General features: G+C 69.6%; 22 protein-coding genes and 1 pseudogene. 9 read left to right on the top strand and 14 right to left on the bottom strand.

Features of this window, described 5'->3' with window-relative positions:
• Positions 1–20: 20 nt before the first annotated feature.
• Entirely contained in the window at positions 21–1,346 is a 1,326-nt protein-coding gene (locus tag CCS01_RS02525) for an O-antigen ligase family protein (protein ID WP_158258193.1), read from the bottom strand.
• Between the two features lie 127 nt (positions 1,347–1,473).
• Between CCS01_RS02525 and CCS01_RS02520 the strand changes: the two genes are divergently transcribed.
• From CCS01_RS02520 to CCS01_RS02505, 4 genes are all read left to right on the top strand, one after another.
• Complete coding sequence (locus CCS01_RS02520; protein WP_104517255.1) at positions 1,474–2,394, top strand: SMP-30/gluconolactonase/LRE family protein; 921 nt, start codon at positions 1,474–1,476, stop codon at positions 2,392–2,394.
• A 349-nt stretch (positions 2,395–2,743) separates the two neighbouring features.
• Positions 2,744–3,025, top strand: coding sequence for a GlsB/YeaQ/YmgE family stress response membrane protein (locus tag CCS01_RS02515; protein WP_104517254.1), 282 nt, complete (start codon positions 2,744–2,746; stop codon positions 3,023–3,025).
• Positions 2,994–3,494 (top strand): YidB family protein, encoded by a 501-nt coding sequence (locus CCS01_RS02510; RefSeq protein ID WP_104517253.1) that lies wholly within the window; start codon positions 2,994–2,996, stop codon positions 3,492–3,494. Before CCS01_RS02515 ends, CCS01_RS02510 begins: the two co-directional genes overlap by 32 nt.
• A gap of 22 nt (positions 3,495–3,516) precedes the next feature.
• The gene (locus CCS01_RS02505; RefSeq protein WP_104517252.1) at positions 3,517–4,047 is read left to right on the top strand and encodes an ester cyclase; all 531 of its coding nucleotides are present in this window, start codon (positions 3,517–3,519) and stop codon (positions 4,045–4,047) included.
• Between the two features lie 864 nt (positions 4,048–4,911).
• Here CCS01_RS02505 and thiL read toward each other — a convergent pair.
• A complete protein-coding gene (thiL, locus tag CCS01_RS02500) occupies positions 4,912–5,862 on the bottom strand; it encodes a thiamine-phosphate kinase (protein ID WP_104517251.1) in 951 nt (316 codons plus the stop codon).
• 161 nt (positions 5,863–6,023) lie between these two features.
• On the opposite strand from thiL, the gene CCS01_RS02495 reads away from it, so the two are divergent.
• Positions 6,024–7,601 (top strand): hypothetical protein, encoded by a 1,578-nt coding sequence (locus tag CCS01_RS02495; RefSeq protein ID WP_104517250.1) that lies wholly within the window; start codon positions 6,024–6,026, stop codon positions 7,599–7,601.
• 405 nt (positions 7,602–8,006) lie between these two features.
• On the opposite strand, the gene CCS01_RS02490 is transcribed toward CCS01_RS02495, so the two are convergent.
• From CCS01_RS02490 to CCS01_RS02475, 4 genes are all read right to left on the bottom strand, one after another.
• Positions 8,007–8,243 (bottom strand): hypothetical protein, encoded by a 237-nt coding sequence (locus CCS01_RS02490; protein ID WP_104517249.1) that lies wholly within the window; start codon positions 8,241–8,243, stop codon positions 8,007–8,009.
• Positions 8,244–8,363: 120 nt separating this feature from the next.
• Positions 8,364–8,810 (bottom strand): type II toxin-antitoxin system VapC family toxin, encoded by a 447-nt coding sequence (locus tag CCS01_RS02485; RefSeq protein WP_104517248.1) that lies wholly within the window; start codon positions 8,808–8,810, stop codon positions 8,364–8,366.
• Between the two features lies 1 nt (position 8,811).
• Positions 8,812–9,093 carry a FitA-like ribbon-helix-helix domain-containing protein gene (locus CCS01_RS02480; RefSeq protein WP_104517247.1) on the bottom strand — a complete coding sequence of 94 codons (282 nt, stop codon included), beginning with the start codon at positions 9,091–9,093 and terminating at the stop codon, positions 8,812–8,814.
• 177 nt (positions 9,094–9,270) lie between these two features.
• The gene (locus CCS01_RS02475) at positions 9,271–10,791 is read right to left on the bottom strand and encodes a YifB family Mg chelatase-like AAA ATPase (protein WP_408887471.1); all 1,521 of its coding nucleotides are present in this window, start codon (positions 10,789–10,791) and stop codon (positions 9,271–9,273) included.
• A gap of 55 nt (positions 10,792–10,846) precedes the next feature.
• On the opposite strand from CCS01_RS02475, the gene CCS01_RS02470 reads away from it, so the two are divergent.
• Positions 10,847–11,251, top strand: a complete 405-nt coding sequence (locus CCS01_RS02470; RefSeq protein WP_104517246.1) for a DUF2237 family protein — start codon at positions 10,847–10,849, stop codon at positions 11,249–11,251.
• 268 nt (positions 11,252–11,519) lie between these two features.
• Here CCS01_RS02470 and CCS01_RS02465 read toward each other — a convergent pair whose 3' ends face one another.
• The 6 genes from CCS01_RS02465 to CCS01_RS02440 all read right to left on the bottom strand — a co-directional run bounded on the left by CCS01_RS02465 (position 11,520) and on the right by CCS01_RS02440 (position 18,364).
• A complete protein-coding gene (locus tag CCS01_RS02465) occupies positions 11,520–11,879 on the bottom strand; it encodes a hypothetical protein (RefSeq protein WP_104517245.1) in 360 nt (119 codons plus the stop codon).
• Positions 11,880–12,041: 162 nt separating this feature from the next.
• Positions 12,042–13,559, bottom strand: coding sequence for a S41 family peptidase (locus CCS01_RS02460; RefSeq protein ID WP_104517244.1), 1,518 nt, complete (start codon positions 13,557–13,559; stop codon positions 12,042–12,044).
• Positions 13,556–15,613, bottom strand: a complete 2,058-nt coding sequence (rnr, locus tag CCS01_RS02455; RefSeq protein ID WP_104517243.1) for a ribonuclease R — start codon at positions 15,611–15,613, stop codon at positions 13,556–13,558. The genes CCS01_RS02460 and rnr overlap by 4 nt, the downstream gene beginning before the upstream one ends.
• Before the next feature lie 118 nt (positions 15,614–15,731).
• Positions 15,732–16,406, bottom strand: a complete 675-nt coding sequence (locus tag CCS01_RS02450) for a PIN domain-containing protein (RefSeq protein ID WP_104517242.1) — start codon at positions 16,404–16,406, stop codon at positions 15,732–15,734.
• A 249-nt stretch (positions 16,407–16,655) separates the two neighbouring features.
• The gene (locus tag CCS01_RS02445) at positions 16,656–17,093 is read right to left on the bottom strand and encodes a helix-turn-helix domain-containing protein (protein WP_104517241.1); all 438 of its coding nucleotides are present in this window, start codon (positions 17,091–17,093) and stop codon (positions 16,656–16,658) included.
• Between the two features lie 254 nt (positions 17,094–17,347).
• Positions 17,348–18,364, bottom strand: a complete 1,017-nt coding sequence (locus tag CCS01_RS02440; protein ID WP_408887470.1) for a polyprenyl synthetase family protein — start codon at positions 18,362–18,364, stop codon at positions 17,348–17,350.
• A gap of 293 nt (positions 18,365–18,657) precedes the next feature.
• On the opposite strand from CCS01_RS02440, the gene CCS01_RS02435 reads away from it, so the two are divergent.
• From CCS01_RS02435 to CCS01_RS02425, 3 genes are all read left to right on the top strand, one after another.
• Positions 18,658–18,864, top strand: a complete 207-nt coding sequence (locus CCS01_RS02435; RefSeq protein ID WP_104517240.1) for a putative signal transducing protein — start codon at positions 18,658–18,660, stop codon at positions 18,862–18,864.
• Positions 18,861–19,673, top strand: coding sequence for a tRNA1(Val) (adenine(37)-N6)-methyltransferase (locus CCS01_RS02430; RefSeq protein WP_104517239.1), 813 nt, complete (start codon positions 18,861–18,863; stop codon positions 19,671–19,673). Before CCS01_RS02435 ends, CCS01_RS02430 begins: the two co-directional genes overlap by 4 nt.
• 1,118 nt (positions 19,674–20,791) lie before the next feature.
• Positions 20,792–24,091 (top strand): transglutaminase family protein, encoded by a 3,300-nt coding sequence (locus tag CCS01_RS02425; RefSeq protein WP_104517238.1) that lies wholly within the window; start codon positions 20,792–20,794, stop codon positions 24,089–24,091.
• Between the two features lie 402 nt (positions 24,092–24,493).
• Here the strand turns inward: CCS01_RS02425 and CCS01_RS02420 are convergent, their stop codons facing one another.
• Together CCS01_RS02420 and CCS01_RS34540 are read right to left on the bottom strand one after the other, a co-directional pair.
• Positions 24,494–25,690, bottom strand: a complete 1,197-nt coding sequence (locus CCS01_RS02420) for a cation:proton antiporter (RefSeq protein ID WP_104517237.1) — start codon at positions 25,688–25,690, stop codon at positions 24,494–24,496.
• A gap of 158 nt (positions 25,691–25,848) precedes the next feature.
• Positions 25,849–26,250: pseudogene (locus CCS01_RS34540) on the bottom strand (hypothetical protein); the annotation flags it as partial.

Here is a 26,250-nt window from a genome sequence, read left to right as displayed (position 1 = left end):
GGCAGGATGGCGCGAATCCCCTACGCTACCTGCGGCGGCGCGTTCAAGGCCAATCGCGGCGCCGCCCGGCCGGCGTCGGCGAACACCGCGGCGGTGAAGGCGAAGAACACGCAGGCGGGGGTCGAGATCAGGATATTGTCAGTGGCGGCATGGCCGGCGAAGGCCAGGAAGGCGAGTCGCATGATCCGGCGGTCCGAGGGGCACAGGCCGGCCGTTCGGACCAGCACCCAGGCCGCGAACAGGCCGATCAGCGTGGCGCGGCCAAGCTGGCCGCCTTCGACCTCGATGCGGAGATACTCGTTGTGCGCCGCCCACGTATGCAGCAACTGGGCGATCGCCCCGTGCGGCGGGATGATCGCGTTGCCGGCGCCGAGGCCCCAGCCCACCCAGGGCGACTGCGCCGCGGCGTCCTCGAACGGCGGCCACAGCAGCGCGCGCCCGCTCAGGTTGCCCGCCGCATTGGTCAGCACGTTGAACAGCCGGATGCCGGTCATGTCGGCCGCGAACGGCAGCAGCGCCAGCACCACCGCCGCGCCCGTCAGGCAAAGCAGCAGCCGCCAGCGGGGGGGAAACACGGTGGAGCGGATGGACACCAGGCTCAATCCGGTGACCGCCACCGCATAGGCCAGCGGCGCCCGCGCCCCGGTCAGCAGCAGGATGACGAAGTTGGCCACCAGCAGGCCCAGGTGGCCGGGCCGTCCGTGGCGGTACAACAGCACCAGGCAGGCATAGATCGCCCAGAGGGAGACTCCCGCCAGGAACGCCGGATGGCCCAGCCCGGTCAGGCGCATCCCGCCGCTGTCCACGAACAGCGGCCGCAGACCCGCCGCCGCCAGCGGCATGCAGGCGGTGACGGCCGCCACCGGGCACCATGCCGTCGCGCGGATGATCGCGTCGCGCCACGCGCGCGGCGGGCGGCAGAAGCAGAACGCGAACGGCGCCACCGAGCCGATGCACGACCGCAGGCTGGCGCCCGCGGTCAGCCCGGGAAACAGCCCGTGCGCCAGTCCGGTGATCAGCATCGCCAGGTAGGCCCAGGCCGGGTTGAGCCCGTCGAACCGCGCTCCGTAGCGCAGCGCGCACAGCAGCGCGAGGACGATGCCGATTGCTTTCACCACCGCGATGGTAAGCTGGAACATCGCGTCCCCGCCGATATCGTAGATGGTCATCTCCAACGTCATGCCGGCGGCCAGCAGCCAGGCGACGCAAAAGCCGGCGACGTGCCGGTAGGCCAGAAACAGGATGCCGGCCATGGTCGCGGCGACCAGCCCCGCCCAGAACAGCAGCGGCATCACCAGCCCGCCGCCGAACGCCGCCGCCAGCAGCAGGGAAGCGGCGGTCAGCACCCGGGTATCCGGTCGGCTTGCCAGACGGAGCGACAACATCCGCCGCGGTATGACCGGGAAAAATGAACAAAGGGTTTACGCCCCCGCCTCCGGCTCTATCCTGCCGGCAAACAACCGAGGAAACACCATGAGCGACATACGCGTCATCGCCACCGGCCTGCGCTTTCCCGAAGGCCCCGTGGCCATGAAGGACGGCTCCGTCGTCCTGGTGGAAATCGAGCGCCAGACCCTGACCCGCGTCCACCCCGACGGCCGCACCGAGGTCGTCGCCCACACCGGCGGCGGCCCGAACGGCCTGGCGATCGGCCCTGACGGCGCGTTCTACCTCTGCAACAACGGCGGCTTCCAGTGGCGGCTGGAGATGAACCTGCTGCGCCCGGCCGGCGTGCCGGCGGACTACACCGGTGGCCGGATCGAGCGGGTCGATCCGGCCACCGGCAAGGTGACGGTGCTGTACGACCGCTGCGGCGGCAACCGGCTGCTCGGCCCCAACGACATCGTGTTCGACCGGCACGGCGGCTTCTACTTCACCGACCTGGGCAAGGCGCGGGCGCGCGATCGCGACTGGGGCGGGGTGTACTACGCGCTGGCGGACGGCTCGCACATCACCGAGGTGGTGCACCCGATCCTGACGCCGAACGGCATCGGCCTGTCGCCGGATGGGAAGACGCTTTACGTGGCCGAAACCGAGACCGGGCGGCTGTGGGCGTGGGACGTGCTGGCGCCGGGCGTGCTGGGCAAGGCGCCGTTCCCCTCGCCGCATGGCGGGCGGCTGATGGTGGGCCTGGGCGGCTACCAGCGCTTTGACAGCCTGGCGGTGGATGCGGCGGGGAATGTCTGCGTGGCCACGCTGATCAACGGCTCGGTCAGCGTGGTGGCGCCGGCGGGCGGGCTGCTGCGACAGGTGGCGATGCCGGACATGTTCTGCACCAATATCTGCTTCGGCGGGCCGGACCTGCGGACGGCGTACATGACGCTGTCCGGGACAGGGCAGCTTGTGGCGATGGAGTGGGACGGGCCGGGGCTGCGGCTGGCGCACGAGGCGTGAGGGCAGCTGCGAGGGTGGCGGAGCGAGGTCGTCTCTATATCGTCATGGCCGGGCGTGTCCCGGCCATCTGCGGTTCGACGGCGAGGGTGGATGGCCGGGACACGCCCGGCCATGACGGTGAGAGAACGACCGCGGCGCCAAACCTTTCTCCAGCCGTCGCCTTCCTGATAGTCATGGAGACACCCTTATCCATGACGATAAGGCAACGGACTGGCCGCCACACCCGATAAATTGCCCGTGACACACCACCAATTACTCTGGACCGCCGCTGCCCTGCCGCCATGCTCCCGCCAGGACTGCCGATCAATCACCGGCCGCGCAGCCGGACCAGGACAGGAGGCACGCCGGCATGACTTTCATCTGGGCCCTGATCATCGGCTTCATTGTCGGAGCGGTTGCCAAGTTCATCATGCCCGGCAAGGATCCGGGCGGCATCATCATCACCATCCTGCTCGGCATCGCCGGGTCCGAGGTCGCAACGTTCCTCGGCCGCGCCATCGGCTGGTACGGGCCGAACCAGGGCGCGCGGTTCATCGGCTCGGTCGTTGGCGCCATCATCATTCTTGCCATCTACCGGTGGTATATCGGCCGCCGCGCCAATGCCGGCGGCCCGGCCGGCCCGCGCTACTGACGCAACGATCAGCTTCGGGGGACAGACACACATGAGCGGATTTTTCGGCCAGATCCTGCAAGGCGTCCTCGGCGGCGGGCAGCAGCAGGGACAGGCATCGGTCCTCAACACCATCCTGCAACAGGTGCTCTCGGTGCGCGAGGGCGACCAGCAGGGCATCCCGGCCATCATCGCGAAATTCCAGAACGCCGGCCTCGGCGACCACGTGCAGTCCTGGATCGGCACCGGTCCCAACGCGCCGGTTTCGCCCCAGCAGGTCGGCTCGGTCTTCTCGATGCAGCAGATCATGGAGTGGGCCCAGCAGTTCGGCATCACGCCGGAGGTGCTGCAGAACCTGCTTGCCCAGGGCCTGCCGCAAGTCATCGACCACCTGACGCCGCAAGGCCAGGTGCCCAGCCAGCCGCCAGAGGCCGGCGACCTCGCCGGCGTGCTGGGCCGGATCCTGGGCGGATCGTCACGGCCGGCGTAACGACAGACGAAAGGCAGGATGCATGGCGGACCACGATCTCGTCGCCCTGTGGGAGGCGCATTGCCGTTACGAGTTCGAGACGCGCGACGTCAATGCCACCATGGCAACGATGGTCGAGCAGCCCTATGTCAACCACATCCCGACGATGACCGGCGGGGTCGGCCAGGCTGATCTGCGGCGGTTCTACAGCAATCATTTCATCGGCGTGAATCCGCCGGATTTCGCCTTGCACCCGGTCAGCCGCACAGTCGGCGCCGATCGGCTGGTGGATGAGTTCATCGTCAGCTTCACGCATACCAGCGAGGTTGACTGGATGCTGCCCGGCATCGCGCCGACGGGACGGGCGGTCAGCATCCCGATGATTGCCATCGTGCAGTTCCAGGGCGACAAGCTGGTGCACGAGCATATCTACTGGGACCAGGCCTCGGTGCTGGTGCAGATCGGCCTGCTGGATCCAAGGGGCCTGCCGGTGACGGGCGCGGAGCAGGCGCAGAAGGTGCTGGACAAGACGCTGCCGAGCAACACGCTGATGGCGGGGTCCAGGCGGCGGTAGCGGCGGTACTGCCTCACCGTCATGGCCGGGCATGTCCCTACGGGATGCACACATCTCGGAAACGGTCCGCCGCTGCGTTTCTCTTTCGTCATGGCCCGGCTTGTCCGGGCCACCTGTCGCGGCACAAGTGCTGGAATAGGTGGCCCGGACAAGCCGGGCCATGACGATGGTGGAACGCTCTTGGCGCCCAGGCAAGCACTTGATTTTACGGTCATTTCCGACTCGTTTCCAGGATGTGTGCATCCCGTAGGGCATGTCCCGGCCATCTGCGCTTCAACGGCAGGGGGTGGATGGCCGGGACACCCCCGGCCATGCCGGTGAGGCAACGGACCGGGCACCAAATCCTTCTCCAGCCGCCGCCCTATCCTGATACGCATGGGGCGTGTCCCGGCCAGCCGCCGTTGAATTGAGCAGGGAGGCCCCCGCAGAGCCGCCTTCTCACACCACTTGGCACACGGGTCACGTATACCGCGGCGGTTTCCGACAAGTTGCCATGCCCGAAGGCGCCAGGGCTCGTGCTCGGTCTGCGTGCCACAACGCTCATGCTCCTCGGACACCAGGGTTCCGCTCTCGCCTGTGATGCCGTGGCGCGGCACGTCCCACGCCGGCTGCGCACGCAACCCGTGTGGTGCAATATCGCCTTTGCTGCTTCATCGCGTCCATGCAGCGTCTCGAACAGCTCCTTGCTTGTCGGATTCGGCCCTTCCCCCGATGGTCTGGAGTACTATGGCCTCGGCTGACTCCTCCAAGCCCGTCGGAGGCCATCGCTGACCACCTTCTCCGTTTCCAGAGAGGCGAGGAGGCCTCCCGGGGTAAGACAGTCTTCCTTCCCTCGAGCGCTGCCGGATTTACCGCCATGGCGTTCTAAAAGTGGCTCCAGCCCCCCTTCGCCAACGTAAGAGGCGTGCCGCCGGCCTGGCGCACCACGACCTCGGGCGATCCGGACAAAAACCGTCCGATGCGCGTCACGGCAACCCCGGCCTGCGCCGCCGCCGCCAGCAGCGCGTCGGCTCGATCCTGCGGCACGCCCAGCAGCAGTTCGTAATCGTCGCCGCCGGTCAGGCAGGTTTCCAGCCAGGCCGGACCCGCTGCTCGCGCCGCGTCCGACAGCGGCACCGCCTCGGCCCGGATCTCGGCGCCGATGCCGCTCGCATTGCAGATATGCCCAAGGTCCTGCACCAGCCCGTCCGACACGTCCATGCCGGCCGAGGCGATGCCCGCCAGCGGCAGGCCTACCCGCGGCTGCGGCAGGCGGTAGCGGTCCAGCAGGAAGCCGCTGGGGTCTGCCAGCCGGCCGAGCGCCACCTGAAGGCCCAGCGCGCCGTCGCCGATGGTGCCGGTGACCCAGATGTCGTCGCCGGCCCGCGCGCCGTTGCGGCGGACCGCCGCGCCGGCCGCGACATGGCCGATGATCGTCAGCGACAGTGATAGCGGCCCCGGCGTCGAGGTGGTGTCCCCGCCCAGCAGCGTGACGTCATACTGCGCCTGGTCCTGCGCCAGGCCGGCGGCGAAGCCGGCGAACCAGGAATCGGGCGTCCCCTTCGGCGCGGCGACTGTCATCAGGTAGCCGATGGGCGCCGCGCCCTTGGCGGCCAGGTCGGACAGGTTCACCCGCAGCAGCTTGCGGCCAACCAGGTCAGGCGGGTCGTCTGGCAGGAAGTGCACGCCGCCCACCATCGCGTCCACCGTCAGCACCAGGTCGCGCCCCGGCGGCGGCGTCAGCAGCGCCGCGTCGTCCCGCAGGTCCAGCGCGCCAGGCCCGGCGAGCGGACGGAAGTGGCGGGCGATCAGGGAAAATTCAGCCGGGAGTTCCATCGCCGGAGCGTAGCAGATCCGCCGCGGGAGGAAACGCCGCCGCCGGCCGGGCGGAGACGGCGGGCCCGTTACTTTACAGGCATTGTTTTGTGCCCGATATCCGCCCCGGCGCCTCGCCGGGAAGGCGCCGGTCGAATCGCTTCTCGCCGGACAGGATGCGTATGGTGAAGGCTGGCTTGTCGATCCCCGCGTCCGGCGCCGTTCCGCCCGCCATGACGCGCGCGCGGGCGGAGAACCGGGCGCTGCCGTGGTGGGCGGCGATGGCCGGGTTGTGCCTCGTCCTGCTGGCGCCGCTGGCGGTCTGCGACGTTCCGCCCCTGGCGGATTATCCCAACCACCTCGCCCGCTGGTTCGTGCTGGCGTCCCTGCCGGGAGACGCGGACCTGGCGCGGTTCTATGCCCCGCACTGGTCGGTGATCCCCAACCTGGCGCTCGACGTGGTGGCGCCGCCGCTGATGCGGGTCGTGCCGGTCTATCTCGCCGGGCGGCTGATGATCGCCGCCTGCGTGCTGCTGCCGGTGCTGGGAACGGTCGCCTACGGCACGGCGCTGGGCGGGCGATGGTGGCCGCTGGGCGTCGGATTGCTGGCGTACTTCAACTGCGTGCTGTACGGGTTCCTGAACTTCGCGTTCGCCCTCGGCCTCGCGCTGCTGCTGGCCGCGGCCTGGCTGCGCTGGCGGGAGCGGTTTCCGGCAGCGACGATCGTCATGGCGGTTGTCGGGGCGCCTGTCCTGTTCGCCTGCCACCTGATGGGCCTGGTGTTCTTCGCCGCCCTGATCGGCGGCGCGGAGCTGGTGCGGGTGCAGCAAGCGCCGCGCCCGCTGCAGCAGACAGTGCGGCGCGGGGGCGTGCTGCTGCTGGTCCTCGCCGCACCCGCCGTGCTGTATGCGATCTCCGACCTGCACGAGCTCGGCGGCGACGCGGTGTTCGGGCCGCCGGCGGAGAAGCTGTTCCAGCTTGCCGATGTCTTCAGCAACTATGCTCCGGCGCTGGATTACCTGACCGCCGCGGCCGCCATCGGGCTGCCCGTGCTGGGCCTCGCGCTGCGCCGGGGACGGATACCGCCGTTGGCGGCCGTCCCCATGATCCTGCTGGCGATCGCGTTCCTGGCGGCGCCGTCCGCGTGGAAGGGCACCTTCCATCTCGATACCCGGCTGGCCGTCATGCTGGATGTCATGCTGTTCGCCGGTTTCGTGCCCGCGCGCTGGCCGCGCTGGCTCGGCTCGGTGGTGGCGGCGGGGCTGGCCGGGCTGTTCGTGGTGCGCATGGCGCTGCTGACCACGGCGTGGGCGGCGCACCAGGCCGATATCGCCGACATCCGCTATGTCCTGGCGCCGGTGCGGCCCGGTGAGGCGGTGTACGTCGCCGCCGCCGGCATCCAGGCGGCACCCAAGGCCCGGGCCGCCGCCCCGCGCTGGCGCGTTCTGTCCGACGGCACCCGCACCGATGCCCACCTGGGCGCCCTGGCGCTGATCGAGCGGCGGGCGTGGTGGCCGTTCGAGTTCGACAACGCCTCGCAGCAGCCGCTGCGAACGCGGGAGCCGTACCGCGCGCTGGCCCTGCGCGTCGGCAACCTGCCGGACCGCGACCAAGCCGCCGCGGCCGACGTCTGCGGCTTCGACTACGTTCTGCTGACCGGCGCCGACACGGTGCCGCCGCTGCCGGCGGCACGGTTCCTCAAGCTGCGCCAGTCGGGCTTCGCCGCGCTGTACCGCATCATCGCCTGCCACCCGTCGTGACCGGCGCCCGGCGGCGCATGACCCGTCAGGATCATCGGATGGCGAACAACCTGGCAAAAGCCAATGCTCGCGATCGGACCTGCCGGACCGAACCGGAAGCCCTGTCCACGTGGCAGCCACCGAGGAAGACGGCAGCACGTTGCGCCGGCGCCGCCACGACCGAACCTACCAGATACCTGCGACGACCGCATCCGCACCGGGTCGTGCGATATCCCCCTGATCCCCTGCGGCCCTCCAATCCCCTCCCTTTTCCTCTGTGTGAACAGAAATGCGCCATCAATCCCCGCTGCCCCCGGCGGGGACGCACCCACGCCTGCCACCCCCTGCCCTTCCAACCCCCACTGCCTCCAAAGCCGGCAACGAGCCTCTCTCCAGCACGCCAGGCCCGGGCAGCCGCCCGGCTCTCTACTCGCAGGCGCAGCCGTCGGTCATCCCGCTGTCATGGCGCACCAGGTGATGGTCGATCCACTCGGCGACCAGGCGGCGGGCTTCACTCAGGGAGGCTTCCGGATGATGGATGCGATACAGCGCGGTGCAGGCCTGGAAGGCGGACAGGTCGTCGGTGCCGATCTGCCGCAGCTCGCTGTAGGCGGTGATGACGGCACGTTCACATCGGCGGCCAATCGGACTTGCCTGCGCCATGGCGGGACCCGCTCCTCAGTTGCGAATGATTCGCATGATGCGGCGGAGCTTAAACAGTGCCGTATCGAACGGCAAGCGCTGCCGCGGGAAGGTTTGGTGAAAATAAGCGGCTGTGGCCCGTCAATCGACCAGCTGTGAGCGTGCCCAGGCATCCAGCGGGACGACCATGGCGGCAAGATCGGGATGGGTCCGCATCGCCCGGGCGAACGGGGCGTCCGACACGACGACGGACGTGGCTCCCATCGCGATGGCAAAGGCGATATAGAGGGTGTCGTAGGTCGAATGGTTGACCGCGAGGCCGATATCCAGAGCGATCTCGTGCAGGTTCATGCCGGCCGTGTTCACCGGTTCGACGACGGCGCGCAACAGGGCCAGCCCGTTCCTGGCTTCGTCTGGCGTCAGGCGTTGGCGGCGCACCTGTAGCCAGAGCACATTGGTTGCTTCGCCAAGCCAGAAGTCCGGGACGAGAAGGTCCGGTTCGGCCGCAAGCAGCGCCTCCGCCAGATGGCTGTCGGGTTCCTGAAGCACCCATTTCAGGCCGACCGAGGCGTCGGCGACGAGCGCCACGTCAGGTCTCGTCGACCGTCCCGGCCAGCGCCGCCAAGCGCATATGACGTGACTCCCGGAGCTGATCCGCTGCGGACGGCGACCCGCGCCCGGCGGTGCGGCGCCGGAACTCGGCCAGGCGTTCAATGATCTGCTTGCGGGCCGTTGCCGGGTCGTTGCAAACCAGGACGGACTGGAGGATGGCGCGATGCTCTGCCTCGGCGGAACGGCCATGCTCCGCGGCGCGGATGCGGAGGCGACGCACGATATCGTCGTCAAGATTCCGAACGGTCAGGGTCGCCATGGGTGAGGTTCCATCGTGCTGTCATCCGCTGCAATGACAGCATAGTGGCGCGAAGACGGTTTGTGAAGCCCGTCATGCATGAAAACCATCGCTGGAGACCATGGGCGGCCCGTTCCCGACATGGGGACATCAGGATTGGCCGATCGGCGGTGGGACTATCGCTTGGCCTGCATGCCGCTACCGCCCCGGCATCCGGTGCCGGAACGCCAGCGCCTCGGCGATGTGAACTCGCCCCACCACGTCCGCCCCGGCCAGATCGGCAATGGTTCGTCCCACCCGCATCGTGCGGGTGAAGCCGCGCGGCGACAGGCGCAGCTTGTCCATCGCCTGCTCCAGCAGCTTCTGCGCGTCCGGCGCCAGGCGAATCGTGTGCGGATCGGCCTCGGCATTGCACAGCGGCCCGTCGGCGCCGAACCGCTCGGCCTGGATCTGCCGGGCCTTCGCGACCCGGGCGGCGATCGGTGCCGTCGGTTCCCCCGGCGGCGCATGTGACAACTCCGCCGCCGTGGCCGGCTGCACATCGACCGCGAGGTCGATCCGGTCCAGCACCGGGCCGCTGACCCGGTTCTGGTAGTCCTCGCCACAGCGCGGCGCCCGCCCGCATTCCCGCCCGCCGTCGCCCAGGTAGCCGCAGCGGCACGGGTTCATCGCCGCGACCAACTGGAAGCGCGCCGGATACGTCACGTGCGCCGCCGCGCGCGAGACCGTCGTCCGCCCCGTCTCCATCGGCTGGCGCAGCGATTCCAGCGCCTGGCGGGGGAACTCCGGCAGTTCATCCAGGAACAGCACGCCACGATGCGCCAGGCTGACCTCGCCGGGCCGGGCGCGGTGCCCGCCGCCGCTCAGCGCCGCCTGCGAGGCCGAGTGATGCGGTTCGCGGAACGGCGGCCGCATTACCAGCCGCCCGCCATCCAGCAGCCCGGCGACGCTGTGGATCATGCTGACCTCCAGCGCGCAACCTGGATCGAGGTCGGGCAGCAGGCCCGGCAGCCGCGCCGCCAACATCGACTTGCCGGCGCCGGGCGGCCCGACAAGCAGCAGGTTATGGCCGCCGGCGGCGGCGATCTCCAGCGCGCGGCGGGCTGTTTCCATGCCCTTCACGTCGCGCATGTCCGGGCAGGGCCGCCCCTCGGCCACGCCGGCCAGCTGCGGCGGGGTCAGCACCTGGGTGCCGCGGAAGTGGTTGATCAGGCTGATCAGGTCGCGCGGCGCCAGCACCTCGATCCGTCCCGCCCAGGCCGCCTCGCCGCCCTGCCCGGCCGGGCAGATCAGGCCAAGCTCCTGCGCCGAGGCGCCGATGGCGGCGGGCAGCACGCCGGCGACCGGGTTCAGCGAGCCGTCCAGCGACAGTTCGCCCAGCGCGGCGTAGCCGGCGATCTCATCGCGCGGCAGCACCTCCATCGCCGCCAGCAGGCCGAGCGCCAGCGGCAGGTCGTAGTGGCTGCCTTCCTTCAGGATGTCCGCCGGCTTCAGGTTGACCAGCACCCGCTTCAGCGGCAGCGACAGGCTCATGGCGGCGAAGGCGGCGCGCACCCGCTCGCGCGCCTCGCCCACCGCCTTGTCCGGCAGGCCGACGAGGGCCAGGGCCGGCTGGCCGGGAGCGATCTGCACCTGCACCTCCACCGGCACCGCCTCGATGCCCGAGAACGCGAAGGTGTTGGCGATCGCCATGGTGGTGGATTGTGTGCGCTTGCTCATGGCGCCATTGTCGCCGGGATTGGTAAACAAAGTCGTAACCGAAGGAGGGATCCGCATGCCGTTTGATGAAACCGGCGGCCGTCCGGGCCGGCGCCCGTCGCGCAACGTGCTGGGGGGAACGATGGCGGTCTGCTCCAACCGTCCGCTGACCGGGTTCTTCCGCAACGGCTGCTGCGAGACCGGGCCCGAGGACATCGGCAGCCATACGGTGTGCGCGGTGATGACGGCCGAGTTCCTGGCGTTCAGCCGCTCGCGCGGCAACGACCTGTCGACGCCGCGGCCGGAGTTCGGCTTCGCCGGCCTGCAGCCGGGCGACCGCTGGTGCCTGTGCGCGCCGCGCTGGCAGGAGGCGCTGGAGGCCGGTGCGGCGCCCCGGGTGGTGCTGCGCGCGACCGAGGAAGGGGCCTTGCGCCATTGCCGGCTGGCGGACCTGACGCGGCATGCGGTGGACCTGAACTGACGCCGGGCCTGCCCAAAGCGGTTCGTGCCTTGGACCCGCTCGCCGATAACCGCTGCGGACACGGGCTGCACCGTGACAGGACAGGACGGTGCCCTGTCCCCAATGACGCGGTTGTCCCCCTGAGGGACTTTTGGGGAGGGACTTTTGGGCCCGCCGTACGGACGCCCCCGGCACGACCTTGCCGCCCCCTCGCTTTAATGAAGAAGCAACAGCCGCCCCCGCTTCGACGCCCAGGCCCGAGACAGCCGGCCGGCGTTCCGCGGGCCGGTCAGATGGCCGGCGTGTGGATCCTCGGCGCCTTCGCCATGGCCCGTTCCTGCCGCCGGGCCGCCAGCGAAACCGATGCCGGCAATGCGCCCCAGAACGGCGTTCTCCGATCCAGGTCCGGTAGCCCATCCGGCGGTGGCGCGTCGATGCCTTCCCAGACGACGGTGTGATAGCCAAGCCTCCGGGCGCATTGCTCCAGCCGCTGCCGCGCAACGAGCTGGCTGCTGGCTGGCTGGTAGATCGGCAACCGGTGCAGGTCGGAGGCGGACGCGCCGGACCGGTAGGTCACGCAGAACAGCCCACACTCGATCTCGTAGAGGCAGGCATGCAGCGTCGAGTCCGGACTATCTCCCCAAATCATGGATGTGCCCTTTTTGTTCTGTCCGGCTGGTGCTTCAGACGTCACCAGCGAGTGAACGCCTTACTATGCGCTTCAAACGTGTGGCAGACGATCACGATCTGGCGATACAGCCCGTAACCAAGCGTGATCACGTCATCGTCGAGGCGCCGCCTCAAAATCGCTTTATCGGTTCGACATCGGTGGAAGCAACGCCGCTGCATACGCCGCCGGGTTGGCGATCAGTGCCCGCGCCGCCGCCACGTCAGCGGCGCGTCCCTCGGCCGCGGGACAGGCCGCGCGGATCTCCAGCACATCGGCCGCCGGCACCGGCACCCGCGCCGCGCGCTCCCGCCGGATCACGGGCGCCATCGGCTGGATTCCCTCGGCCAGGCTGTCGAGTTGCCGGTTCAGGGCCTCCGGCCCGCGGCTGGTGCAGACCTGCGGCATCACGCCCAGGCCCTGGAGCGGCCAGCCCAGCGGCGCCAGCACCTGGCTCCAGGTCACGAACAGGTCGCCGCCATCCGGCAGCGGATCGATCGTCTGCACCAGGCCCTTGCCGACGGTCGCGCTGCCCACCACCACCGCGCGCCCCCGGTCCGCCAGCGCCGCGGCGAGGATCTCGGCCGAGCTTGCGGTATGGCCGTCGACCAGGACAACCACCGGCACGTTCTCGGCCAGCTCGCCTTCGGCCGAGCGCCAGATATGGTTGGCGTCCGGGTCCCGGCCGGTGGTGACCGCGATGACGCCCGCCGGCAGGAACGTATCCGCCGCGGTCACCGCCTGGCGCAGCAGCCCGCCGCGGTTGTCGCGCAGGTCCAGCACGATGCCGGCGACCGGATGCCGCGCGGCCAACGCGTCCTGCACCGACATCGCCAGGTGTGAGGCCGTGGTGTTGCTGAAGCCGGTGATCCGCAGCACCAGCATGCCGGCGGCGCGATGCGCGAACACCGTCTCGGGCGCCACCATCACCCGGCCAACCTGGGCATTGCGGATCCGGCCATCGCGCCCGCGCCACGACAGCGTCACCACCGAGCCGTCCGCGCCGGCCAGCATGGCGGCGATGGTCACCGGATCCTGGTCCCGCGTCCGCTGTCCGTCGATCGCCCACAGGATGTCGCCCGGCCGGATGCCGATGATCGCGGCCGGGCTGTCCCGCACCACGGTCCGCACCTCGATCTGCGAGCCGCGCAGCCCCACGGTCAGGCCGACATTCGCCTGGCCCGCCCGCCGGGCGCGTTCCTGGCTCGCCTCCATCGGCGGCACGTAGCGCGAGTAGGGATCGAGCCCGCTGAACATCGCGTCGAAGAAGCTCTGGATCACGCCCTGCGTGCCGACCCGGCGCAGCAGCGGCGACAGCTTGTAGCCGATCTCCGTCACGTCGGCCGCGGTCCGGGCCCAGGCCACCGGCGCCTGGTCCGTCGGCACCGGCGTCTCCAGCACCACGTCGCCGTTGCGGAACAGCCGCAGCCGCCCGTCCGCGGCGCCGATGCGGAGCACCGGGTCGAGCGCGGACAGGCTCTGCAGGCCCCAGACCGTCAGGTCGCCGAGCGGCACCGGTTCCAGGATGCGGGGCGCGATGAAGGACAGTGCCTCGCCATACACGGCGATCAGCCGCTCCTGGTCGAGTCCGGCATCCGACAGCGGCTCGGCCTGCGCCCGTCCGAACAGGAGCAGCAGCAGCAGGACACTGATCCGGATCACGAGTCGCGGGACCGTCTTCCCTTGTGCGGCCTTCCTGCCCTGGTTTCCGCCCGGCGCGTGGCGGGCCGATCGGCCAGCACGTGGAAGACCAGGCCACCGGTCACCGGGTTGGCCTCCGACAGCATCACTTCGACGTCCTGCGCCAGGCGGAACACCTGGTGCGTGCGGCGGCCGGTCAATGTCTGCTCCCGCTCATCATATTGCCAAAAATCGTCCGGCAAGGTTGCGAACGGCACGATACCGCTTGCGCCGGTCTCTGTAACGGTCACGAAAAGCCCGAAACGAGTTACACCAGATATGCGCGCGGCGAAACGGCTGCCGATTTTATCAGACATGAAGGCGGACAGGTAGCGGTCGATGGCGTCCCGCTCGGCCAACTGCGCCCGCCGCTCGGTTTCCGTTATGTGCTCGGCGGTTTCCGGAAACGCCGCGATTTCCTCGGCAGCCAGGCCGTCCCGCCCCAGTTTCAGCCCCCGGATCAGCGCCCGGTGCACCAGCAAGTCGGCGTAGCGGCGGATCGGGCTGGTGAAATGCGCGTAGCGCGTCAGGGCAAGGCCGAAATGACCAATGTTGTCCGGGCTGTAGGCGGCCTGCGACTGGCTGCGCAACATCACCTCGTTGACCACCTGCGCTTCCGGCGTATCGGCGAACCGCCGCAGCACGCGATCCAGGTCGCGCGGATGCACCTGGTTGCCTGGCGGCAAAGAGACGCCGAGTGTTGCCAGGAAGTCACGCAGCGACTCGAGCTTTTCCTCGCTCGGCGGCGCGTGGATGCGGTACAGGCAAGGCTGGCGCAGCCGTTCCAGTTCCTCGGCGGCGGCGACATTGGCCAGCACCATGAATTCCTCGATCAGCCGGTGGCTGCCCAGGCGCGGGCGCGGCGCGACGCTGGCGACGTGGCCCTGGTCGTCCAGCACCACCTTGCGCTCGGGCAGGTCGAGGTCGAGCGTGCCGCGCGCCTGCCGTGCCGCCAGCAGGGCATGGAAGGCGCCGTACAGATGCACCAGCGGCACGTCGCTGTCATCGTGGCCGTCGTACGCCTGCTGGACCTCCTCGTAGGTCAGCCGGGCGGCGCTGCGCATCAGGCCGCGGCCGAAGCGGTGGCCGATCTTGCGGCCGTCGCGGTCGATGTGCATCTCGACGAACAGGCAGCCGCGGTCCTCGTTCGGGCGCAGGCTGCACCAGCCGTTCGACAGCGCCTCGGGCAGCATCGGCACGACGCGGTCGGGGAAATACACGCTGTTGCCGCGCTGGCGGGCGGCCTGGTCGAGCGCCGCGCCCGGCCGGACGTAGTGCGCCACGTCGGCAATGGCGACGACGAGGCGGAAGCCGCCCGGCAGGTCCGGGTGCGGCTCGGCATACACCGCATCGTCGAAGTCGCGGGCGTCGGCACCGTCGATGGTGACCAGCGTCAGGTCGCGCAGGTCAGTGCGGCTGCCGCTCATGCGGACCGCGCGGGCGCGCCGCGCTTCCTCCAGCGCCGCGTCGGAGAAGACCTGTGGGATGTCGTGGGTGTGGATGGCGATCAGGCTGATCGAGCGGGCGTCGCCCAGCCGGCCCAGCCGCTCCACCACCCGGGCCGGCTTCAGGCCGAGGTGCTGGTGGCCGGCGATGGGTTCGCCCAGGACGATCTCATCCGGTTCGGCGCCGGCTTCCTGGCCGCGCGGCACGACCCACTCGGCCTTGTAGCGGCGATCGGTTGGGACGATGCGGTTTTCCGGGCGGCGGTGGCGGAAGATGCCCAGGATGTGGCCGGGGGTCTCGGCGACGCGGCGCAGGGTGCGGCCTTCGTAGCGGCCAGGTCCGGCCGGCCGCAGCCGCGCCAGCACGCGCTCCCCCGGCGCGAGGGCGGCCGAGCCGGGCTTTTCCGGAAGCATGCGGATCAGCGGCGGCGGGCCGGCGTTGCGGTCCCAGTCCACCGGACGGGCGAGCGGGTCGCCATCCGCGTCGGTGCCGATGACCTGGACCGCCGCGGTTTCCGGCAGCCGCAGCGGCGTTCGGCCGCGGTGAACCGGCGGTGTGTTCCGAGGCGCGGGCTTGCCCCGCTGTTTCATGCGTTTCGCCACGGCTCTTGCGATCGCGATTCAGGGTGAGGGAGACTGACGGACAAGCACTGCCTGTGCCACGTCTCCCCCGCGCCCGATAGGGGCGTGCTTGCAGCGGCGACGCCTTTCAGATCTCATTCCGGTAAGGCGCGAGGAGGCTGGCCGTCCTGGGCATCGCCAAGGCATCTCTTAGGTGCCGGAGATAGTCATCCGGGTCGCGTGCCGGTTTCTTCAGCCGAGCCCGCTGCTCCCTGGCCCCCGCCACGAATTGTGCGGCACGCGCCGGAAAGATGCGCTCGCAGAACACATCCGGCCTCTCCGCGCGGAGACCGTAACAGGACAGGATGCGTCCGGGGAAGTCACGGTCGTTGAACGTGACAATCGTGGATGCCTCGGCCACGATGGCCGTCATCACCACGTGAGCGTCCTTGCGCTCGGCGTCGCTGGCGCAAAGCGAGAGCACGTCTCGCAGGACATCCGGGTCCGGTGGCATGTTGGAACCTGGGAACGCATCCTCCATCTGGTTCCTGGGGTAGTCGAGGACGGACTGGGGGTCGCCGCATACTTCGGCCCGGTTGCGCACCCATTCGCCGTGGATCGCGTCCGACCAGACGGGCAACCAGGCTCCGGCGGAGGCTACGGACAATAGGAAATCCCGCAGCCCATTTCTGAGCACGACGTTTGCATCGAGGGCGGCGGTCTCGATATCTGGTTCCGGCTGTGTTTGGCCTGCAAGGAGCGTCGGCGCGGGAGGAACGGACGAATCTTTCTGGGACACAGAAGCAGACTGGGAATCGGACATTGCGAAAACGCCTTATGGCGGGGCGATCTCGTGCGGTGGGTTGTCCCTTCAACTTGGGTTGTCCCGCAGCCAGGTTGTCCGAAACCGGAGCCGCTGCCGTGGCGCCAAGTTAACTGGCGCCGCGCGTCACGTTAACGGGTTTAAAATAATATCGACAGATTTCGGACGGCAAGCCAAAAGTTACGATTTATTGGTGCCTGTTGTCGTGCGGCACGGTGAGCCTTCCGATACCATCGTCCAGGTCGTCAATCAGCCGCGGCCAAGCTCCTCCGTCTCGCCGATCAGGTTCGCAAGCGCGGCTGCGCGCCTGGGCTCCTGCTCGTGCTTGTAGACCATGAGATCACATAGCGGGATACGGTGGTGGGCGCCAACCATCCGGTGGGGCAGAATGCCCTTGCGAATGAGGTTCATCACGTAGGGGCGCGACACGTTCAGGAGCGCTGCGGCCTCCTGGGCGCTCACCTCCTGCGCAGGGGAAACGATCTCCACGCCCTGGCCAGCGCCCATCAACTCGACAGCCTTGACAAGAACCTCGGTAAGGGGTTGCGGCAGGTCCGCCTCGCCCCCCGCCAGGGACAAACGAACCCTCAGGTCGTCGCTGGAGCTCTCTCTACGCGCGTTCGACACCAAGCGATGCAACCGGCGGATGGCGGCCACGTCCTCCTCGCTTCGGACAAACGTAACCATCGCGTCATGCTCCCAACCTGGCGCAAGCTTATGCGCCACAACTGAATTATCTGCAATAGCTGAAACAGCTTAACCCCTTCAGCGCCTTGCCCTGCTCCCCAGAACCGCAAATGGCCTTTCCCGAATCCTGTCTCGACGTGGCCATTCACGCTCAAGTCCCGAAGCGGGACGGCGCTGGCGAGGACTGACGGTGAGGGCGCCTCACCGCCAGTCAAAACCTGCGGCCACCGCCGGAGGCGCCAAGCCGTCCAGCCTCAGCGCGCCCGGTGCACCGAGTAGTCGGCGACCCGTTCCAGCGCCCGGCGGATCGGGCTGTCGGGGAACACCAGCAGGGCGTCCTTGGCTTCCTGCACGAAGCGATGGGCACGGTCCAGGGTGGCCTTGATCGCGCCGTGCCGGGCGATGAGCTGCATGGCGTGGTCCAGGTCCGCGTCGGTCTGTTCCAGCGACTCGACGGTGCGCCGCCAGAATGCTTTCTCCGCTTCGTCGCCGGCCAGGAACGCGGTCAGCACCGGCAGGGTGATCTTGCCCTCGCGGAAGTCGTCGCCGATGGTCTTGCCCAGCGTCGCCTCGTCGGCAACGTAGTCCAGCGCGTCGTCCACCAGCTGGAACGCGATGCCCAGCTTCATCCCGTAGTCCGCCAGCGCCTGCTCCTCGCGCTCCGGCCGATTGGCCACGACGGCGCCGATCTGACAGGCGGCGGCGAACAGGGCGGCGGTTTTGCCCTGGATGACTTCCAGGTAGCGGCCCTCGGTGGTGGACAGGTCGTTCTGGGTGACCAGCTGCAGAACCTCGCCCTCGGCGATGGTCGCCGACGCGTTCGACAGGATCGCCAGCACGCGCAGCGAGCCGTCGTCCACCATCAGCCGGAACGAGCGGGCGAACAGGAAGTCGCCGACGAGCACCGACGCCTTGTTGCCGAAAATCGCGTTGGCCGAGGCCAGGCCGCGGCGCAACCGGCTTTCGTCGACGACGTCGTCGTGCAGCAGGGTGGCGGTGTGGATGAACTCGACGCAGGCGGCGAGGTCGACGTGGCGCGTGCCGCCGTCGCTGCCCGGGTAGCCGCACAGCCGCGCCGAGGCCAGCGTCAGCAGCGGACGCAGGCGCTTGCCGCCGGCCGCGACGATATGCGCGGCAAGCTGCGGGATCAGCGCGACCGGGCTGTCCATGCGCGCGACGATGACGTCGTTGCACGCCTCGAGATCGGCCTGGACCAGGCGGACGAGGCTGGACAGCGCGTCCTCGTTCACGTCCACAGGGGAAACGGACACGAGTGGCACACCGTATTCAACAGGACTGGCGAGGCCGCCCAACTGGTTCTCCCGCTTTTGGCTGAAGGCCGGCCCTTCATATCGGTCGTCGTCAAACAGGGTCAAGCCAGCATGACGGTGCAATGGAGAGTCACCGCGGTGACACGGAATGGCCGAAGGGCCGCCCGTTTTGAATGAGAGCCGGTATTTTCGCGCGGTCTTCCGCCGCTCTGGCGACTGCGGCGCGGCGCCGGGCGGGTCGCCGGTTTGCCCCCCCTGTTGCGAAATGGTACCAGCCGGACCACCATCACGGGATGCGTGTGGTCCTGACATCCAACAACCTGGTCCAGCTTTCGTTCCTGACCGCCTTGCTGGCCGACGCCGGGATCGAGGCCATCGTGCTCGATACCCACACCAGCATCGCCGAAGGCAGCGCCGGCGCGATTCCGCGGCGGCTGATGGTCGAGTCGGACGATTTCGACCGCGCCTGCGCGGTGCTGCGCGACGCCGGCGAGTTGTGAGCGCGGCGGAGCCGACGACGACCGCCGCGGCGGAGCCGCCGACGACCGCCGCGGCGGAGCCGCCGACGACCGAGGGGCATCTGCTCGGCGGCCGGGTGCGCTATGCCCAGCCGGCGAGCGGGTTCCGCAGCGGGATCGAACCGGTGCTGCTGGCCGCCAGCGTGCCGGCGCGGCCACGGGAGCGCGTGCTGGAGGCCGGCACCGGCGCCGGCGCCGCCCTGCTCTGCCTTGCCGCCCGGGTGCCGGCGATCCAGGCCGTCGGCGTCGAGGCGGACGCCGGCCTGGCGGAACTGGCGGCGGCGAACGCCCGGGCCAACGGGTTCGCCGACGTGCGAATCGCTGGCGGGCGGATCGAGACCGTGGCCCTGGACGGGCCGTTCGACCACGCGCTGGCAAACCCGCCCTATCATGCGCCGGACGGTTCCAGCTCGCCGGATGCACGGCGCGAGGCGGCGAAGCGCGGGTCCGAGGCGCTGATCCGGGGCTGGGTCGATCGCCTCGGCCGCAGCCTGCGCGACCGCGGCAGCCTGACGCTGATCCTGCCGGCTGGCATGGCGCCGGCCTGTCTCGCCGCCATGACGGATTGTCATACGCCGTGCACGACAATCTTCCCGCTGTGGCCGAAGTCCGGACGGCCGGCCAGGCTGGTGCTGCTGCGCGGCATCCGGCGGGGGCGCACGCCGATGCGGCTGATGCCGGGCCTGGTGCTGCACCGGCCGGATGGCACGTTCACCGACGCCGCGCAGGCGATCCTGCGGGATGGCCGGGCGCTGGCGATCGACCGCGACGGCGAACCGCAGCGGGATTGAGGCGGGTCGAATCGGCGGTGGCCTGCACAGGGGCGGGGGTCGTGCCCGGCCGTTGCCTCACCGTCATGGCCGGGACACGCCCTACGGGACGCACACAGGTGCGCACCGTTTGACGCCTTCGAGCATGGTCTGGCGCCGCACGAGGCCCCGGACAAGTACGATCGGCCCCGGCTTGCCACCATATCCGGTCCATCCGCCAAGCCGGGCGCAGATCCAGGCGGCATGGGCCAGCGAGCCGGACGGATGCGGGTTGTTCTGCCGTTCGGTCTTGCCTCGCAGGTCTCGACGTAGGTCAGGCTCAGCGTCGGCGGCAGTTTGGCCGCCTCGGCGGCGCAGTTGCGCCTGGGGCGCTTGATCGTCACCACACAGGCGCGCACCGCAACCGTGGCGGTGCGTGCCTTGCGCCTGGGCGTGGCCGGCCGATCCAACTGGATGCGGCCCAACTCGGGCGGCGTCCGGCAGGCGTCATACAGCTTGCTGCCATCGAGCAGATTGCGGTTGTGGTGCACCCGCGCCACGACATCAACCCGCTCAGGGCGGCAGGCGAAAGCCTGATAGAAGTCCGCCTCGCGATCCTCGACCATGCTCACCGCGGCCGCACCGGCAGCCAGCAGCGCGCCGTCGGTCGCATCCACCGCGATGGTCGGAGGCAGGTTCAGGCTTTGCTTGTCGCCGTCGTCGCGCAGGCTGGTGGTGTCCTGGATCGCCAGGACGTGCCGCCCGGCCACGCGCCCCAGCAGATCCGCCCGCGCCGTCGCCACCATCTCCCCGGGCGTCACGGCCCGGTTGTTCAGCAGCCGCCCAAGCAGGAAGGCTCCCCCTTTTTCCAAACGGTCATCGCCGAAATATCCCAGACTGGTCAGAATGGCCGTCTGCTCCCTATCAACCTGGTCCTGCCGGGTTGGCACGAAAAGCAATACCAATGGGGAGGACGGTCGCCGTTTCCAACTTATGTGCATTCGGTAGGGCGTGTCCCGGCCATGACGGTGGGAGAACGGCCGCGGCGCTTCCTGGGCGTTGCGCCCGGGACCGATCCTCTGCCATACGTCAAATGCCGGTTGCCTCGCCCCCTGGTGCAATGCAACATCGCGGTTCCCCTCCCTGCCCTGAGTCTCCGCATGCCGCTGCACGTCGCCCTGACGCACAAGACCTCGTACCACTATGACCGGTTTGTCGCCCTCGGCCCGCAGACCATCCGGCTGCGGCCGGCGCCGCAGGCCCGCACCGCCATCCTGTCCTACGACCTGACCGTCGAGCCCAGGCCCCACTTCCTGAACTGGATGCAGGACCCGCAGGGCAACCACCTCGCCCGCGTGGTGTTCCCCGAGAAGGTGGACCGCTTCGAGGTCACGGTCGATCTCGTCGCCGACATGGTGACGATCAACCCGTTCGACTTCTTCCTGGAGCCGGACGCCGAGACCTTCCCGTTCAGCTACGACTCGATCCTCGACCAGGAACTGGCCCCGTTCCGCACGGTGGAACAAGCCGGCCCGAAGCTGGCCGAGCTGCTGGCCGCCATACCGCGCGAGGCGGAGCGGACGGTCGACAAGCTGGTCGGGCTGAACCAGCAGGTCCAGCAGTTGGTGGCCTACATCGTGCGGCTGGAGCCGGGCGTCTATACGCCGGAGGAGACGCTGACCCTGGGCAAGGGCTCGTGCCGCGACTCCGCCTGGCTGATGGTGCAGGTACTGCGGCACCTGGGCTTCGCGGCGCGGTTCGTCTCCGGCTACCTGATCCAGCTTGCTCCCGACGTGAAGCCGCTGGAGGGGCCGCCCGGCCCATCGGCCGACTTCACCGACCTGCATGCCTGGGCCGAAGTCTATCTTCCCGGCGCCGGCTGGGTTGGCCTGGACGCGACCTCCGGCCTGTTCTGCGGCGAGGGCCATATCCCGCTCGCCGCCAGCCCCGACCCGATCTCCGCCGCGCCGATCACCGGGCTGGTGGAGAAGGCGGAGGTGACATTCGACTTCGCCATGTCGGTCACCCGCATCAAGGAGACGCCCCGCACCACCCGTCCCTACACCGAGGCGCAGTGGCAGGCGATCCTGGCGCAGGGGGCGACGGTGGATCACGCCCTGCGCCGCGGGGACGTGCGGCTGACCATGGGCGGCGAGCCGACCTTCATCGCCGCGAACGACATGGACGCGCCGGAGTGGAACACCGAGGCGCTGGGGCCGACCAAGCGCGCCTATGCCGGACGGCTGATCCGGCGGCTGATGAACCGCTGGTCGCCCGGCGCGGTGCTGACCCGGGCGATGGGCAAGCACTACCCCGGCGAGCAGTTGCCGCGCTGGGCGCTGCACTGTCACTGGCGCAAGGACGGCGAGGCGATCTGGACCGACCACGCCCTGCTCGCCTCCGATGATGATCGCGACAATGCCACGGCGCGGGAGGCCGCTTCCTTCGCGGCAAGCCTGGCGGAACGGCTGCAGGTCGATCCGTCGCTGGTAATCCCTGCGCACGAGGACATCTACTACTACCTGTGGAAGGAACGGCAGCTGCCCGGCAACGTGGTGGCCGAGGACAACCGGCTGCGCGACCCTCTGGAACGCGCCCGCATGGTCAAGGTGTTCCAGCAGGGGCTGGCGAGCAGCGTCGGCAGCGTGCTGCCGCTGCAGCGGGTGATCGATGGCGGTGCCCGCCGCTGGCAGTCGGGGCGGTGGTTCTTCCGCTCGGGCGAGATGTTCCTGATCCCTGGCGACAGCCCGCTCGGCCTGCGCCTGCCGCTGGACAGCCTGCCCTGGGCGCATCCGGATGATGTCGATGTCGACCTGCCGCCGGACCCGTTCGCGCCGCAGACGCCCCTGCCCCGCCGGCAGGCGTTCAGGCGGCAGGGGCCGGTGGGCAACGGCGGCATCGAGAACTTCCGCCCCATGCCGCAGCCGATCCCGGTGGTTGGCCAAGGCGACCCCGGCGTGGTGCGGACCGCGCTGACGGTCGAATCCCGCGACGGCACGCTGCACGTCTTCCTGCCGCCGCTGTTCGCGGTGGAGGACTGGCTGGCGCTGGTGGCCGCGATCGAGGACACCGCCGCCGAAACCGGCCGCAAGGTGGTGCTGGAAGGCTACCAGCCGCCGGAGGACGACCGCATCCAGACCTTCTCCGTCACCCCCGACCCGGGCGTGATCGAGGTCAACCACCACCCGACCGCCTCTTGGGCCGAGCAGGTGAAGCTGACCGAGGAGCTGTACGAGGAAGCCCGGATCGTCGGGCTGGCGACCGAGAAGTTCAACCTCGACGGCCGGCATGTCGGCACCGGCGGCGGCAACCACGTGGTGATGGGCGGAGCGCGGGCCGAGGACTCGCCGTTCCTCCGCCGCCCCGATCTGCTGAAGTCGGTGGTCGGCTTCTGGCACAACCACCCCAGCCTGTCCTACCTGTTCAGCGGCCAGTTCATCGGGCCGACCAGCCAGCATCCGCGGCTGGACGAGGCGCGGCAGGACACGATCGCCGAGCTGGAGATCGCCTTCTCCCACGTCAAGGCGAAGCAGCCGGTGGCGCCGTGGATCACCGACCGGCTGTTCCGCAACATCCTGGCGGACATGACGGGCAACACCCACCGGACCGAGTTCTGCATCGACAAGATGTACACCCCGGACAGCGCCTCGGGCCGCCGCGGCCTGGTGGAGTGCCGGGCGTTTGAGATGCCGCCACACGCCCACATGTCGGCGGCGCAGGCGCTGCTGGTGCGCTCGGCCATCGCCGCGTTCTGGGAACGGCCGTACGAGCGGCGGCTGATCCACTGGGGCACCCGCATCCACGACGACTTCATGCTGCCGCACTTCGTCGAGCAGGACTTCTGCGACGCGCTGGAGGAACTGGGCGGCCTCGGGTTCCCGCTGGAGCTGGACTGGTTCGCGCCGCACATCGCATTCCGCTTCCCCTATGTCGGCACGGTCGACGTGCGCGGCATGCAGCTGGAGGTGCGCAACGCGCTGGAGCCGTGGCACGTGCTGGGCGAGGAGCAGGTGTCCGGCGGCACGGCGCGGTATGTGGACAGCTCGGTCGAGCGGGTGCAGGCGCGGGTTTCCGGCTGGGTGGACGAACGCTATGTCCTGGCCTGCAACGGCGCGGCGGTGCCGCTGAGCCGGACGGATCGTGTCGGCGAGTATGTCGGCGGCGTGCGGTTCAAGGCGTGGAACCCGCCGAGCGCGCTGCACCCGACCGTCGGGCCGCACGCGCCGCTGACCTTCGACGTCTACGACCGCTGGAACGGCCGCAGCCTGGGCGGGCTGACCTACAACGTCTCGCATCCCGGCGGGCGCAGCTACGAGACCTTCCCGGTGAACGCCAACGAGGCGGAAGCGCGGCGGCGGGCGCGGTTCTTCGCGTTCGGGCATCGGGCGGGACTGATGGCGGAACCGGCGGTGCAGCCGTCGCGCGAGCATCCGCGGACGCTGGATCTGCGGCGGGTGTAGCGGGCTCTCCTATGAAAATGCGGTTCGCGCGGCCGTTGCCTCACCGTCATGGCCGGGCGTGTCCCTACGCAATGCACACATCCTGGAAACGAGTCGGAAATGACCGTAAAATCAAGTGCTTGCCTGGGCGCCGAGAGCGTTCCTCCATCGTCATGGCCAGAGCGAGCCGGCATGGGCGTTAAAGTGGCGACGGTCGTTTCGATCTCGTCGTGACGGGCGCAGAGCCGGCATCCACGCCTGTCGGCGCCGAGACCGTAGAATGGCGTGGATGGCGGCCCTACGGCCGCCATGACGGGGTGAGCTGGGCGGGGCTGCGGCAAATCGTTTCCGAGATTTGTGCATGCCGTAGGGACACGCCCGGCCATGAGGGGGAGCAACGACGGCCTCGCCCCGCCTCCTGCCTCACGCCGCCCGCCGCAGCAGGAACGGCATCGTCAGTCCCTGCACGATCACCGAGAACACCACCACGGCGAAGGTCGAAACCAGGATCTCGTTGCGGAATGCCATGTCCGGCGGCAGCGACAGCGCCAGCGCCAGGCCGAGCGCGCCGCGCAGCCCGCCCCACCACAGCACGTGCTGCGACCACGCCGGCACCTTCCAGCGCGAGCGGTAGAACAGCAGGCACAGCGGATAGACGGTCAGCGCCCGGCCCAGCAGCACCAGGCCGACGATGATGGCGCAGGCGGTGAGACCGGGCCGGGCGAACGACAGGCCGGCCACGGTCACGCCGATCATCAGGAACACCAGGGAATTGGCGATGAAGGCGATGAACTCCCACAGCGCCAGCACGAACTCGCGGCCGCGCTGCGTCATGCGGCTGCGCTCGTCGTCGCGCAGTACCGCCACCGTGCCGACGACCAGCCCGGCCGCGACGGTCGACAGCACCCCGGAGGCATGCAGCCGATCGGCCAGCAGGAACGAGCCGTAGGCGGCCACCGTGGTCAGCGTGCTTTCGACCATGCGGTCGGTGGTGCGGCCGACCAGCAGCAGGGCGGCGCCGGCGCAGATCAGGCCGATGGCGATGCCGCCGCCGGCGGTCAGCAGCAGGGTCTTGCCGGCTTCCATCCAGGTCGGCGCCGTGGCGCCCATGAGTTGCATGCCGCCGGTGGCCAGGGTGAACAGCACCGCCGCGACGCCGTCGTTGAACAGGCTCTCGCTTTCGACCAGCAGCCGCAACCGGCCCTCGGTGTGGTTGTCCTTGAACATGGCGATGACGGCGACCGGGTCGGTGGCGGCGATCAGCACGCCGAACAGCAGGGCGGAGCGCAGCGGCCAGTGCAGGACCAGCACGATCCCCGTCGAGACGACGGCGGCGGCGATCAGCGTGCCGGGGATCGCCAGCGTCAGCACCGGCAGCGCGTCGCGGCGCAGGTCCGGCCAGCGGATGTTGATCGCCGCCTCGAACAGCAGTGGCGGCAGGATGACGTCGAGGATGAACTCGTGCGTCAGGACGACGTTGACGCCGGCCTGGGTCAGCGCCAGGCCGATCCCGGCGATGACGAGGCCGACGGTGTAGGGCAGCCGAAGCCGGCGGGCGACCAGGGCGACGAGGATGGCGGCGACCAGCAGGTCGATCGTGTTGGCGACGATGGTATCCATGGTGGGGGTCGTATAGCAGCGGGCTCGCGGCCCGTCCCGCCGATCCATCCATACGGATGTGGAGGCGGGGGTGGCGGGCCAGCCTGAGTTGCCGCGACGATGCGACAGTGCAGGCCCGGCCGCGGCGATGCGGCGGTCAGCGCCAGGCCCGGCCGAACTCAGCCCGGGCCGCTTGGCTGGCCATCGGCGAGGCCGAGGATGTCGGCGAAAGTGGGCAATGGACCCGCCTGGGGGCCGGCGGACAGCAATCGGGCGGCCTCGGTCAGTGACTGGATGCGGACCAACTCGTCAGCGCGCTCGGCGGGCGGCAGGCTGTCCAGTCCGGCGGTGAATTCGGCGGCCACCTCGGCCATGGCGTCCGCCCAGATGGTGCGCCAAAGCTGCTTGTTCGCCGGATCGACGTGCTGCGGCGCGGGAGCGGGGAATTGCGAAGCCGGCGCCGCGGGCCGGGCGAGCGTGGTGCGGTGCTGCGGGGCCGGCGCGGTGGGGACCCCGGTGCGGGCAACAGTGGGGGCCGCCGTGGGGGACGCAGTGGGCGCCGCGGTGGGGGACGCGGTGGG

The organism is Rhodopila globiformis, from assembly GCF_002937115.1.
GTDB lineage: Bacteria > Pseudomonadota > Alphaproteobacteria > Acetobacterales > Acetobacteraceae > Rhodopila > Rhodopila globiformis.
This window is presented reverse-complemented; position numbering and strand designations above follow the sequence as displayed.

Coding starts and splice junctions, on each gene's coding strand:
- CCS01_RS02520 (WP_104517255.1), top strand. CDS start 1,474: ATGAGCGACATACGCGTCATCGCCACCGGCCTGCGCTTTCCCGAAGGC.
- CCS01_RS02515 (WP_104517254.1), top strand. CDS start 2,744: ATGACTTTCATCTGGGCCCTGATCATCGGCTTCATTGTCGGAGCGGTT.
- CCS01_RS02510 (WP_104517253.1), top strand. CDS start 2,994: ATGCCGGCGGCCCGGCCGGCCCGCGCTACTGACGCAACGATCAGCTTC.
- CCS01_RS02505 (WP_104517252.1), top strand. CDS start 3,517: ATGGCGGACCACGATCTCGTCGCCCTGTGGGAGGCGCATTGCCGTTAC.
- thiL (WP_104517251.1), bottom strand. CDS start 5,862: ATGGAACTCCCGGCTGAATTTTCCCTGATCGCCCGCCACTTCCGTCCG.
- CCS01_RS02495 (WP_104517250.1), top strand. CDS start 6,024: ATGGTGAAGGCTGGCTTGTCGATCCCCGCGTCCGGCGCCGTTCCGCCC.
- CCS01_RS02490 (WP_104517249.1), bottom strand. CDS start 8,243: ATGGCGCAGGCAAGTCCGATTGGCCGCCGATGTGAACGTGCCGTCATC.
- CCS01_RS02480 (WP_104517247.1), bottom strand. CDS start 9,093: ATGGCGACCCTGACCGTTCGGAATCTTGACGACGATATCGTGCGTCGC.
- CCS01_RS02475 (WP_408887471.1), bottom strand. CDS start 10,791: ATGAGCAAGCGCACACAATCCACCACCATGGCGATCGCCAACACCTTC.
- CCS01_RS02470 (WP_104517246.1), top strand. CDS start 10,847: ATGCCGTTTGATGAAACCGGCGGCCGTCCGGGCCGGCGCCCGTCGCGC.
- CCS01_RS02465 (WP_104517245.1), bottom strand. CDS start 11,879: ATGATTTGGGGAGATAGTCCGGACTCGACGCTGCATGCCTGCCTCTAC.
- rnr (WP_104517243.1), bottom strand. CDS start 15,613: ATGAAACAGCGGGGCAAGCCCGCGCCTCGGAACACACCGCCGGTTCAC.
- CCS01_RS02450 (WP_104517242.1), bottom strand. CDS start 16,406: ATGTCCGATTCCCAGTCTGCTTCTGTGTCCCAGAAAGATTCGTCCGTT.
- CCS01_RS02445 (WP_104517241.1), bottom strand. CDS start 17,093: ATGGTTACGTTTGTCCGAAGCGAGGAGGACGTGGCCGCCATCCGCCGG.
- CCS01_RS02435 (WP_104517240.1), top strand. CDS start 18,658: ATGCGTGTGGTCCTGACATCCAACAACCTGGTCCAGCTTTCGTTCCTG.
- CCS01_RS02425 (WP_104517238.1), top strand. CDS start 20,792: ATGCCGCTGCACGTCGCCCTGACGCACAAGACCTCGTACCACTATGAC.
- CCS01_RS02420 (WP_104517237.1), bottom strand. CDS start 25,690: ATGGATACCATCGTCGCCAACACGATCGACCTGCTGGTCGCCGCCATC.